At 53.1% G+C, this 13673-nt stretch carries 6 protein-coding genes; all 6 read left to right on the top strand.

Annotated features, from left to right (window positions below):
• Positions 1-2 precede the first annotated feature (2 nt).
• The 6 genes from PGW97_RS24960 to PGW97_RS24985 all read left to right on the top strand — a co-directional run bounded on the left by PGW97_RS24960 (position 3) and on the right by PGW97_RS24985 (position 13498).
• Positions 3-8156 (top strand): phage tail protein, encoded by an 8154-nt coding sequence (locus PGW97_RS24960; protein WP_273860755.1) that lies wholly within the window; start codon positions 3-5, stop codon positions 8154-8156.
• Between the two features lie 82 nt (positions 8157-8238).
• Positions 8239-11625 (top strand): hypothetical protein, encoded by a 3387-nt coding sequence (locus tag PGW97_RS24965; RefSeq protein WP_273860672.1) that lies wholly within the window; start codon positions 8239-8241, stop codon positions 11623-11625.
• Between the two features lie 34 nt (positions 11626-11659).
• Positions 11660-12478 carry a DUF4376 domain-containing protein gene (locus tag PGW97_RS24970; protein ID WP_273860673.1) on the top strand — a complete coding sequence of 273 codons (819 nt, stop codon included), beginning with the start codon at positions 11660-11662 and terminating at the stop codon, positions 12476-12478.
• Between the two features lie 41 nt (positions 12479-12519).
• Complete coding sequence (locus PGW97_RS24975) at positions 12520-13038, top strand: hypothetical protein (protein ID WP_273860674.1); 519 nt, start codon at positions 12520-12522, stop codon at positions 13036-13038.
• A gap of 11 nt (positions 13039-13049) precedes the next feature.
• Complete coding sequence (locus PGW97_RS24980) at positions 13050-13295, top strand: hypothetical protein (RefSeq protein ID WP_273860675.1); 246 nt, start codon at positions 13050-13052, stop codon at positions 13293-13295.
• Positions 13292-13498: a hypothetical protein gene (locus PGW97_RS24985; protein WP_273860676.1), complete on the top strand. Its 207-nt coding sequence runs from the start codon at positions 13292-13294 to the stop codon at positions 13496-13498. Before PGW97_RS24980 ends, PGW97_RS24985 begins: the two co-directional genes overlap by 4 nt.
• Positions 13499-13673: the final 175 nt, after the last annotated feature.

Raw genomic sequence — 13673 nt, forward strand, 5'->3', positions numbered from 1 at the left:
GCATGGCAGATATCAAAGTTCTCAGGGGGGCGGGTGGTCCTAGTGGCCCAAGCTACAAAGACGACAACCTCTATTCAAAAGACCGTGCGGAACTGTTGTTGGGTATCTCCGAAGGCCCAATCAAAGGGGTTCAGGACGGTAGCCTGAAAAACGTCTTTATTGGCGATACGCCGGTCATGTCCCCGACTGGCAAACTGAATTTCGAAGCCGATGACCTGCAACTGCTGTTCTGTGAAGGTACCTCCGACCAGACAGCGTGGGCACCAGTTCTGGGTGGCGCTGGCCAGTTCCATCAGGTCAACGTGAAAATCACCAGCCAGAACATGGAAGTGATCCGCAGTGTCCCTACGTCACTGTCAGGCCACTACGACCGGATTGATATCAACCTGAGTATCGACCGGCTGGTTTACAACGACGAGGAAGGCTCAGACTACGCGAACTTAGACCTTGAAGTGGCGTGGCGCGTGGCTGGAAAAATGGGCTGGCAAGTTGTGCCAGGATCTCACTGGCGCGGTAAAACCACCTCAGGCTACAAAACCCAGCTGTCCGTCTACAACCTTGGCTATTACGTTGAGGAAGCCGACGTCGTTGAACTGCGCGTAAAACGTCTGTCGAAGGACAGCGACGACCAGTACATGGCCGAGTTGACGTGGCTGGGCTTTGATACGGTGACAACCGGCGAGCAGAAAGCGCATGCTGACCTTGCCCAGATGCACTTCTATGCCAACTCCAATGAGCAGCTGTCCGGCGTACCGAACATCAGCGCCATTTGGGACGGTCTGATGGTACCGGTGCCAACGAACTACGACCCAGTGAACCGCACCTATGACGAGACCACGCCATGGGACGGCACGTTTACGCTGGCCAAGTTCTGGACGGATAACCCTATCTGGCTGACCCGCGAGATGGTGAAGAACCCGCGTTTCGGTCTGGCGGCCTACAACAAGTACATTCGAATCAACGAATACTCTTGGTATGAGCATGCCAAGTATTGTGACGAGATGGTTCCCGACGGGCGCGGTGGCCAGCAGCCTCGCTTCACCTTTAACGGGGTGATCCATGAGATTCGTGATGGTAACGATCTGCTGAACTACATCCTGTCGAGCTGTAACGCCGTGGTCAAAGACGACAGTCAGGGGCTGTTGAAGCTGTACGCCGACAGGCCGAACGCGGCGGCGTTGCTTATCACGCCTGAAATGGTTGAGGAAAGTCAGGAAGGGGTTCGCTTCAACTACAACTACACTGACGTGTTCAGCCGTGCGAACGAAATCCGCGCCTCATTCATCAACCCAAACCGTAACTGGGAGCAGGACTTTATCTCGGTTCGCCACGCCCCAGCGATTGAGAAATACGGGCTGGTGCTGGAAGAATTTGAGGCGATTGGTTGTATCGACAGCCATGAGGCCACTCGTAAGGCGATGATGCGTATGCTGTCGGCTCAGACGGAGACAGCAACGGTCAGCTTCACCCTGAACCGAATGGGCATCATGCTTGAGCCGTTCCAGACCATTCTGCTGGCTGACCCAAGCCGTCACTGGTCTGAATCACGCCGTGCAGCATCGCTGGGTGGCACGACCTTAACGTTCAAGCGTCCTATTTACTTTGAGGCGCCAGGAACGTACCAAGTCAAAATCGCCTCAACAGCGGGCATCATCGAGCGTACTGCGAACGTGCCGACTCGCGGTAACGTCACCCAGCTGACGCTGAACAAAGCCGTGACCAACGAGCTGGCGGAGAACTTTGCGTTCACCGTGGAAGGCCAGAACGAAATCGGCATGTCCAAGCCGTTCCGTGTCCTGCGTTGTGACCCAGCGGATAGCTTCGGTCTCAAGTTCGCCGTTATGGCCGTGGAGATTAACCGGAACAAGTACAACGGCTCGGACACCGCAACGTACATTGATATCGACCCATACAGCTACACCAAACCAACGGATGCACCGTCGGTTACCGGTCTGGTTGTGAAGGTCGAGAAAGAGCTGGTTGATGGTGAGTATCAGCTGATGCTGCGTATGTCCTGGGAGAACCCGAAAGGGCACTCAGGTATCTATCACCGGATCTTTGCCAACATCAACGGTTCGGGACTTCAGGAACGTGGCCAGACACGCGGTTCGAGCTTTGAAATCCGCGATGTGTCCTACGGTATGTACCAAGTACAGGTCTTCACCCAGTCCATGCACGGTGTTGGTGAATCTGAGATTGTGACGGTTAAGGCGGCGGGCTCCAATGCCGAAGACTGGCTGATGGACCCAGCAAACCTGCACATCGACGTACAGCCGACGTTCGTGGGCGCAGATCTGCTGGTGGACTGCGGCGCGACGTTCGTCCGTGATGGTTTCCCTGTCGATCTGGTAACCGACGGACGGGTAGGTGCATTCGTCTTTGAAATCCAGACCCCAAGCGGCGTTAAAACCCGCCGTACCTCCGGACGTCAGTGGCTTTACCGGCATGTCGAAATGGTGGAGGACTTTGGGGGTATTCCGCCGGCAACCATCAACATCAGCGTTAAAGTGGCTGACCACCGTGGACGTATGGCCGGTAACCAGCCTCTGGTTATTTCCAGCGAGGGGTCGGCTCAGATCACTGCGCTTCGCCTGATGGTGCGTGACACGAATATCAACGCGGTGCCTCTTTGGAACCAGCCGAACGTGGTTCAGGACGTTAAGTGGTATATCAGCCAGACAAACAGCTTTGCAGAGGCCGATTTTATTGGCCGTAGCGCCGTTCTGGACTACAACAACGTTTCACCCTCAACTACCTATTACCTATGGGCAGAAGTCCCCGCAGAATTCGGCACAGCTCAGATTTTCCCTGCTGCCAATAACGGGAACAAGGTAGTCACCCTCTCCATGGCGCAAGTCGTGCTGCCGGAGCTGGAGGGTAGCGTCGGTCTGGATATCCTGGATGACAGTCTGCAAGAGAGCATCGGCAAAATCCCGTCGCTGGATGACCGCCTGACCGCTGGCCTTGAAGACCTCGACAATACCAAAAACTCGCTTCAGGACGTTAAGGACCGAGCCGAGGCCACGGACGTTAAGGTTTCAGACCTGAAAGACGCGGTGCAGGATACGCTTGGTCAGTTGGATTCCCTGTCTGACTACACGACTCAGGCCATTGCTGACGTCAATGAATCCGTTCGGGATATCGTTGAGATTCGGGACACGGTTGATAACGTCGAGAATCACCTTGGCCAGATTGAGGCCGACGTTGAGCAGGCGAAAACCGACTTTGATTCGGCACTCAATGAAGTGAACTCGAAGGTTGACCAAGCCCAGAGTGACCTTGATGAAACCCGTACTGAGGTTGGCAACCTGAGTGACCGCGTTGACCAGACCAATACCAGCCTCGGGGAACTGGGCACCTCCGTGGATCAGAAGCTGTCTTCAACCGAAGAAAAGCTGAATGCCGTGGACTCCGAGCTGGATGCGAAGTCCAAAGAGCTGCAAGACCTGATCAATAAGAACTACGCAGAGTACATCGACTTCAGGGACGCCATTCTGGAAATCGACCCAGAGACCGGCCAGATCACTATTGAGGCTCTGAACGTCCTGAAGGAAGAAATGCGGGCGGAGTTCTCGAAGGTCAATCTGCGTATTGATAGTGTCGCAAGTACCGTTGCGCTGAAGGCTGAGAAAACCATCGTTGATGAGCATGGCACTAAACTGACGGAAGTTGGCCAGCGTCTGGATGCGGCGGAAGGCCAGCTGGAGCAGAAAGCCAGCATCAAGCAGGTTGAAGACAACACGACCAAACTGACGGAAGTGAGTCAGGGACTGGATGCCGTCAACGGCAAGCTGGTACAAAAGGCTGAGTCTGCCGAGGTGGACGCTCAGGGCAAGCGGCTGGCTGCGGCAGAGCAGACTTTGCAGGCAACAACCAGTGAAGTACAGAGCCTGGCACAAGCCAACCAGAACCTGTCAGCTTCGCTTGACCGTGCTGACCAGCGGTTAACTGCGGGTCTGGAAGACCTTGGCAAAGTAGTGGCCGACGAGAAACAGGCGACAGCGGAACGCTTCACCCAGCTGACCACTGAGGTCGGGGATACCAAAACCAAACTGGGTACCCTTGAGCAGTCCGTGAATACCGGACAGGCCGCGACCAACCAACGACTGCAAGAGATGCAGGCGGAAGTGGACGGCAACAAAGGCAGTATCAGCACCCTTGAGAAGACCGTTACAGATCTTGAGTCTTCGACGTCAACACGTCTTGATAAATTGACGTCAGATGTAGGTGGCAACAAAGCGGCCATTAACACACTGACTGAAACGGTAGCGACCCATGAGCAGGCGTCCAGCCAGCGTTTCACTGAAATGGAATCGTCTGTTGGCCAGAACAGCGCATCGATCACTGAGCTGGATAAGACCGTCACAGACCTCGAAACGTCAGTGGCTCAGAAGTTCTCTGGTTTGGAATCTGAAATCGGAGGCAACCACGCCGCCCTGACCGAACTGAAGGAGACCAACGCCACTGAACACGCGGCCATGACCAAGTCAGTTTCGGAGCTGAATGCCAAGACCGATAAGACCAACGCGAACCTGACTGCGCTTGGACAAGTCGTGGCTGACGGCGACAAGGCATTGGCTGACCAGATCACCCAGATGGGGACACAGTTCGAGGACGGGCTGAATACGGCCAATGCGAATTTGACCGAAGCCGTCAAAACGCTGACAACCGCCGATAAGGCTCTTGGCCAGCGTATCGACAACCTGAGTGCGTCATTCACAACCGAGAACGGCAAACTCAGTGCGTTGATTAATGAACTGGCTGAAACGGTGGCCACCGCTGACGAAGCATTGGCAAGACAGCTGAAAGAGCTGGCAACTGAAGTGGGTGAGAACGAAGCGGCTATCACGGAGCTGCGACAAGTCGTGACCGGCGCGGATTCCTCGCTGGCGGAAATCTTCCAAGAACTGCATGCCCAGCTTGACTGGATTGCCGATACCACTGCCGGTAATACCGCAGATCTTGATGAAGAAGTCCAAGAGCGGATCCGTGGTGAAGCTGAAATCAAGCGGGCTCAGAAAGTGCTGGTGGACACCGACCAGGCATTGGCTCAATTGATTGAACAGCTGCGGGTTGAGTTTGAGACAAACGAGACGCTGACGCAGGCCGATATCAACACTCTGAAAACGGCCATTGCTGACCAGAATCAGGCACTGGCACAGGTAAAACAAGAGCTGTTAACCCAGATGAAGGCTGGTGACCGCGAGCTGGACGGCAAGATTTCAACGGTTATCGAGAGCGTCACCACCCTGACAGACTCCGTGCAGACCATGAAATCCGAGCTGGAAGCGAGCATCAGTGAGGGAGACACCCAGCTGGCCGGCCAACTGAACTCGGTCAGCCAGAACCTTGTTAGCCTTGAGCAGTCCTTGCAGAGCGTGAAAACAGAGCTGGAGGGGACTATCAGTGAGGGTGACAAGGCGCTGGACGGCAAATTGACCTCTGTCAGCCAGAACCTGACAACGCTGACGGAATCCGTTCAGACCATTAAATCGGAGTTGGAATCCAGCATTGAGGCGGGTGACAAGGCGCTGGACGGCAAGATCACCCATGTCACGCAGAACCTGACAGACCTTGAGAAGTCTTTGCAGACCATCACCTCTGAGCTGAGAAGCAGCATTGAAGCCGGTGATAAGGCTCTGGACGGTAAGATTACGAACGTCAGCTCAAACCTGACAACGCTGGAACGCACGGTGCAAACCATGGGTACCGAGTTGTCCGGTCAGATCACTGCGGGTGACAAGGCACTGGAAGGTCAACTCAATACGCTGAGTGAGAACGTGGTCGAGCTGGATAAAACCGTTCAGACCATGGGTTCAGACCTTTCCGGCCAGATCACTGCCGGTGACAAAGCACTGGAAGGTCAACTCAGCACGTTGAACCAGAACGTGGTCGAACTGGATCAAACCGTACAGACCATGGGCACTGAGCTGACTGGCCAAATCACCGAAGGTGACAAGGCTCTGGACGGTAAAATCGCCACCGTATCCAAGAACCTTGTGACGCTGGAAGAATCGCTGCAAACCATGCAGACCGAGTTGGAAGGCAAAATTACGTCCGGTGATACGGCGTTATCCGGCAGCATCAAAGAAGTGATGCAGAACGTGGTGACCCTGACGGAATCCCTGCAATCACTACGCACTGACTTGGAAAGCCAAATCACAAACGGCGACACCACGTTATCTGGCCAGATTTCGGAAGTCACTGAGGTGGTTTCGAACGTTGAGCAGACGGTTGCCAAGGTGTTCCGTGACCTGTCGGCTCACTTTGAGTCGGTTGCTGATACTCAGGCTGACGCGGCGGTGGCCACGGATGATGAAGTTCGTGAACGGATCAGTGCTGACGCGGCGTTGTCAGAGAAACAGACCGTTCTGGCCAACGAGCAGCAGGCACTGGCACAGCAGCTGCTGGAGATGAAGGCCGACTACCAGAAAGGGGACGAGAGCCTGTCAGCCGGTCTGAAAGAGCTGGAGAAGGTACAGGCCGACGACAAACAGGCGCTGGCACTGGCCAAACGCGAGCTACAAACCAGCATCGAGAAAGGCGACCTCGAACTGAAGGGGGATATCACGCAGCTTGCCGAATCCCTGACGACCCTGAATGAAACCGTACAGACCGTCGCCTCCGAGCTGTCCAACAGCATTGCGGAGGGCGATAAGGCACTGGAAGGTAAGATTTCGTCTGTGAGTCAGAACCTGACCACGCTTGAGAAAACCGTTCAGACACAAGGCACCGAATTGACCGGTAAAATTACCGAGGGCGACAAGGCGCTGGAGGGGCAGATCCAGTCTGTGCAGCAAAATGTGGTTGACCTGTCTAAAGTGGTTTCCGAGGTGGAAACGTCACTGACCGGCAAAATTGAGGACCAAGGTGAAGTGCTTGAGGGCGCTATCCAAGAGAACATGGAACTCATGCTGAACGGCGGTGAACCTCTGTTCGTGGTTGAGGAAGACCTGAGTATCCCTGCCGGTGGAACCCATAACCTTGAGGTTGTGGTGGACGACACCTATGACATGGGCGAGCCAGGCATTGTTAAAGGCACGATTCAGAACTTACCTGAAGGTGGCACGGTGCAGGTGACCTATGCGGGTGCCGTGCAGGAAGTGACGACGAACGGGGCGTTCTCCCTGCCAATTGCCCTGCGAGTGGGGCAGGCGTATCTGTCCATTGTGAACCACAGCGGCGCACGGATCACCTTAGGGGCAATCCGCGTGTTGTCTCAGGAGTCACGGGGGCATTACGCTCAGTGGAGTGTTAAGTCTGAGGTTGCTGGCCTCAAAGGTGGGGTGGGCTTCATCAACGACGGATCCAAGGTCGTGTTTGCCCTCGATGTAGATACGCTGGTGATGTATGACCGTGAAACTGGCGAGGTTACAACGTCACCGTTCTATGTTCAGGACGGCATCTGTTACATCAAGGAAGCGGCCATTGCTGATGCGGTCATCACCAACAAGCTGAAAGTTGGGGCGAAGCTCTACGCACCGTACATTGCCGATCGTGAGGGTCCAAATCCGAACTTCTTCATGAACGGTGAGAACGGAACCATCTTTGGTGCCAAGGTTCGTGCCGGTGATATTGGTATTGGTGCCGGTGGACCTTACGCCGGTTATCACACGTTCATTACAGGGGACGGTCGGATCCACAGTGACAACGTCTACCTGAAGGGTCACATCGAAGCGACCAGTGGCGTTTTCAAAGGTCGTTTGGAAGCCACCGATGGGTATTTCCATGGCACGTTACACGCAAATCAGGTGCGTTCGGCACTGGGCAGCCTCTCTGCAAGGGGCTATTCGGCGGGTTATATTGCGAGTGACAAGAAATCGGCCTACTGGGATTTGCCTGGCGGTTACAAATCCTATTCAGGATCCATTGCCCTTGGCGTCCAATATGAAGGCGGTGGGGTTCGAAACATCACTGTGACCTGCAAAGTGGGTTCGACAGTTGTGGGCTCCATGGTTATTACCTGCGTTGAAATTGGCCGTAAATGGGTGGGTACTGAGAACGCCGGTGACTGGGTATATACCTACGGCGGGACAGTGGCCATCCCAGTATCAGGCATGGGTTCCGGACGGATGATTGCTACAATTGCAAACGCACCGTTTAAATACTGGGTGCATGGGGTTTCGTCCTTTGCGGGTACCATGTTTACTCTGTAGGTTTTGACGTCAATACGTCTTTGATTCAAAATAGCTTAACTCTCTCTCGCTTCCACACTTTTTCTGCAGAGAGAGACAATCAATGAGCATCACATCCTCTTGGTTCCGATCAGGGACCGTATCGGTCACAAAAGGCCAGCGGGTTGTCCAAGGCTTCTCAAGTGCATGGGTAAGCCACTTGACCCCAATTGGCACCGGTGACGCATTCACTACCGATTTCACGACCTTTTATGAAGTCGTGGAAGTCGTATCAGACACCCAAATCAAGCTAGACCGTGCCTACGCGGGCACCACGGCGACAAAAGTACCGTATGCCATTGTGCGTAATGGCTCGTCTAACTTCTCCGTTCGTACAGCGTCAGCCGTTCAGAAGTCACTGGCTTGGTACCAAGAGCAGTTGGGCATTCAGAACAAACTACTGACCGACGACGGTGATGTGGTTATCGAGCTGCCAACAGGTGAAAGCATCACGCTTTGGTCTGAGAAGAAGAAACAGGCCGTGTTCGAAGCCCACGATGCCGCTTTGACTAAACTTGAAGCGGATAAACGTGCGGAGATGGACGCCCTGCTGGCGGAGAACTTCTATCGTGAATTCGCTATGTCTAAAGCTGAATTCGATGCCCAACGCGAGATTCGGAAACTCCAAAACTTGGGTTCTGGTTTCTTGGAGTGGGGGGCTGGCCACGTTAAGAGCACTTGCATTAACCTCGGCATGTGGGTCAGTGGCAAGAATCTGCACCTCGGTAAATCGGGTTCCACTTCCAGCACCTACGCATCAGACCGCTCACGCACACCGTATCCAGAGGTATTGGCTGACGGTGTTTGCCTAAAACTTCGCTCGGTCAGTTATGAGTCGAGTGCGCTAAACCGTTTGATTTTCCCTGATGCGCCAGACGGGACGACGACCTATGACACGACAACAGGTGAATTCCATAAGCACTCCTCGGTGTTTGCTGCTTTTGGCGGGTTGCTGGAAGACTCAAGCCCTCAGCCGGTGAATGGTGTTCGTTACTCAAACTGCACGGCCTCGTTCAATAACGTAAACGTGAACCTCAAGTGTAACTGGAACATTCGGTTCAAAGGCCGCGAAGTGGTGTGCCGGTTTAGGGTCGGGGCGATTCCTAATGGCGGGTTAGTGGTTAAAGCCGTTGATGGTATGTATACGAGTGACCCTATGCTGTTCTCATCACCGCGTTTCCGCGCCGAGAACGAAGGTGAGATTCATGAGTTCCGGTTTACCCCTACAGTAGATTCCTGGCGATTCTTCGTTGAATCTGCAGATGGTGAAACGCCCGCAGTTGGATCGATCACAGACCTGTCTGTGTTACCTGCGACAGAAAAAGTCATTGATAGCCGTAAAGACCTTGTCATGTTGGAAGTCTGGTATGAGGACACCTCTGAACTGGGCGTTCTTTTCCCATATGGCAACGTACAGTTTTGGGGTTATAGCTGGAACGGGCTTGTTCCTCGGCCAGTGAACTCCGTGGGTGTTCCTCAACCTTATACATCGTTTGGGGAGTGGGACACTAAGACTGACGGCAAGGGCTTTGTGATTGCAGACATGGCGAAGGAGGATTTGAAGAAATTCATTACAGACCCAGCCAACAACTGTTTTTATGATCCGCGCCTAAACAAGCTGATTCAGGTTCGATACCGAGTCCGAATCATTGAGGGTTATGGCGACCAATGGGACAACGTTCGTCCGTATGCTGATGATATTGGGGCATACCTGCGTTATGACTCCCATAACTATGTCCAGATTCAGGGCAAGAGCCATACCGTGAAAGGGCTTGGCAAGTTCATTGGTGACAATTGTCTGGTATCCCCACGTAAACCCGCTCTGCTTGACCGTTGGGCGCTTGGCCAATTCAACACCGAGGTACTGAATTCTAATAAAAGTGCCTACGGGGATGTGATTGCTATTCCGATTGCACTGGTACAGCGTCTGAATAAAGGGGCCTTCCACCCGAGCTATAACCCTTGGGGAACCCGAGTGTTCAAATATTCAGAGCAGAACAACGTCGCGTATTGGTATGAGAGCGCCAGCCTAACGGGCATTTATAAACCAACATGTCAGATGGACTGTTTTGTGAGTTGGGGGATTAACGACGGTCGTCAGGATCGTCCTGCGGCGGCGGAGTGGACAGGGAGCATGGATTCTACGTCGGCAAAACCCTCAGGCCGTCAGGATCATTATCAGTACCATGACATGATTTACACTGGCCAAGTGCTCGACCTGCGTATCTCGGCAAGATACCCAGACCATTCAGTGCTGTTAGAAACAGCCACTAAGCAGGCTCTGATCGGAGAAATGCGTGGCTGGGACCAAGTGCCTTTCACTAGGGTCAACCCGAAAACTTATACAGTACGCAAAGCCGCTCAGTCTGGTGGGGGTTACTACATTTCGATTAGCAATGAAGACGGCTCGCTGGCTGACCCACTTAAACTTTTATCGGGTAAAAATAACAGTGAATATTGCCCTGAGCGAGAACACCAGTTCATCTACAACGTCACGCAAAACAAGGTGTACTACCCGTCTCGTTTAGAGCAGGAAACGGGTGTGACATATCTTCACTCTCGCCCGATGAATCACTCGTTTTACGAGTATGTAAATAGATTCCCTGCCAATGGGATGCAAGTCGGTGACCAGCTGATCATTATTGACGCCACACTACTAACGGCCCACTTCGATGAGGTTCCGTTCGTTGATGTGATTGGCCACCCGTCGAAAATCCTAGAGCTGTTTCCTGCGGGGGTTATGGGGCGTTGGCTACCGGTTGTTCCGGATGATACGCAGCACACCTTCGACTTCTACCAGAAGATTTCGACGACTACCCCGCGTCGAATCTACACCATTGATGGCGGCAATAACTGGAAGTCGAGTGGTTGGACGGTTGCGACGGTTAAGAATGCCTACGTAACGACGTTAGAATCCACAATGGTGGCGTGGCACCCGTACCGTGTGCTTTCTCGTTTCACTCAGTCGGGACCGAACTACAACACCATCGCTCCGCTTGGCTCAGTGATTGTCACTACGGACAACAATATCGGTGAGGGTAACCGACTACATAGCAGCCTTACTTGGAATGTTGGCAAGAATGACTACTCACCTGAGCGCCAATGCCGGTTGGAAAAACTTAACACCGGCAGACTCCTGTCCGACGGCATCCTGGTAAGCAACACGACAACCCATTCACCGATCCCCTTTGGTGCGCCACAGAACGAGTCTCGGGGTGTGAAAGCTCTATGCGCGTTAGTTGATATTCGGGGGTACTTGTATCTGCAACTGTATGCCACTGAGTTGATTTATGACGAGACGCAGCAGAACTGGGGTGATAACGGGTCGGTTTATATTAACGGCAGGGAGAGTTCTAAGCGGGACGACAACGGGCATGAAGTGAAAAGTAGCCTGCATCAAACCATGATTCCATTAAGTCTGGCTGATAACAAAGCCTATGGTACTTACTAATTTGAGGGAGGGGGCTTGTCCCCCTTTGAATACGATGTTTGCAAAGATTGAAGATGTACCTGAACCCCTGAAGGGTTTCTATCAAGTGGTCACAACCCGCGAACCAACAGGCAACATGGTTGAGGCTCCGTTTGAGTACGAAGATGAAAATGGCGTTCTTCAGACAGGCACTCGACTTGAACCAGAGTTCATGGTCGTGGCTGAAGTTAAGGCGTTACCCCGTCACGATTTGAAAACGTGGGAAGACCTACTTCGTATTAACCGGCTACATGGCCAGTCGAAGGGGGACTTCCTGCAATACGTGTTTAACAAGGCCGAGGAAGCCGACGGCTGGACGTTCCACGATACCTATCTGGCGTGGTACGAACGGTATGACGCACTGTTCAACACTTACCCCGAGCGTGTGCCTGGCACGGAAGACGAGTGGGTTGATGGGTTATCTCCTGACGTCAAGACTCAAAGACTTCAAGAGCTACGGGATCAAGAGCCGGTGCGGCAAGTGAACCCAGAGAAGGACAGGGTTTTGCTGGCCATGGCCAAGGAGTCCCGTCAGCAGATTGTTGAGTCTGATATCGAAGTGAATGGGCATTTGTGGCAGGTGCGGCCTCAAGACCGTGACAACATGAAGGCCATGATTGATGCCGGTGAGCGTAACGGCATGACCGACGACTCCGTGGCATGGATCTTAGAGAACAACGACCTGCATGAGACCACAATCGCGGAGCTGAAGGCGGTACTGGACGCCTACGCATTCCGTATGAATAACGTCTTCATGCAGTATGCAGCTTGGCGCGAAGGCGACCGTTCAAACATGTTCATCTATGTGGAAAACGCAAAAGCTAACGCACTATAACTTGGTGGTGTAACCCACCAAAACAAACCAACGGAGGTACCATGACCTATCGAGCACCTGATTTTGCTGTACAGGAGTTAGTGCCGGAGCACGTCTATGACAAGTTCGGGGAGAGCGCATATCGCTTCATTAACCCGCTTCTGGCCATCACCCTGCAGCAGTTACGTAACCGGCACGGGCGTATCCTGATCAACAGCTACAACCGCGACCGTAAGCAATCAGGCCTGCGAACGGCAGCGTTCTGGGAGCGGGAATATGGTTACACACCGGCAAAGGCGCAGGCCGCCTTCGAAGAATACATGGGGATCCATAAGTTTGGCGGGGCAGGTGATGCAATCCCACTGGATACGCCGTTATCGGAAATCCTTGAGGATATTCGCCAGAACCCTGACTTCTATCCGTTCCTGTCGTTCGTCGAGATTGATATTTCATGGTTACACATCGACGTTCGCAACCAGCCAGGCATTACGTTCTGGTCACCGAAGCGGGGCATCGTGGAGGTAATCGAACAGACCCCATTTGACTGGGAAGCCTATGTACCAGGATTGAAAAAAGCGTAAGGAGAAATGCTATGTTTGAATATCTGATCAACAACTGGGATGAAGTGCTGAATATTGTCACTGCAGTCATCGCGCTGGCCGCTGCAATTTCGGCAGTAACGCCGACACCAAAGGACGATAAGGTGCTGGAAGTGGTACGGAAAGTCGTTGATGCTCTTGCTTTGAACGTTCGACACGCAAAAAATCAAACAGGTGTTGACGTCAAAACGTCAGAGGCTCAAAATATAAAGAACCGCGTGTTAGGACCAAAGAAATGAGTGTTCGGTTTATCACGCTGCTACTGGAAGCGATACCGGTTCTGTACCGTGTATGGAAGGAAATTGAGAGGGATAAGCGAGATGCAGACATTAAGAATGATGTGTATCGCGCTTGGAGCGATAAGTTTGGTGAGTTGTGCATCACCGACAGTCCCCAAGGAAACCTGCCCAAGACCACCCCTGAAAGCACAAAAAGTGAATGATGGTTTGTGGCTTCCTGAAACGGAACTGGTAAAGCTAGTGCAGTATATCGACTGCTTAGAGAACCTTTAGATCATCGGCATGTGTTGTTCCAAGAACAAACCCCGCTTCGGCGGGGTTTTCATTTATACTGAACAAGGCTCATTGATTGTTAATCGCCTAAGTTATACTGGGTCG

The organism is Photobacterium sp. GSS17, assembly GCF_028621875.1.
Taxonomy (GTDB): domain Bacteria; phylum Pseudomonadota; class Gammaproteobacteria; order Enterobacterales; family Vibrionaceae; genus Photobacterium; species Photobacterium ganghwense.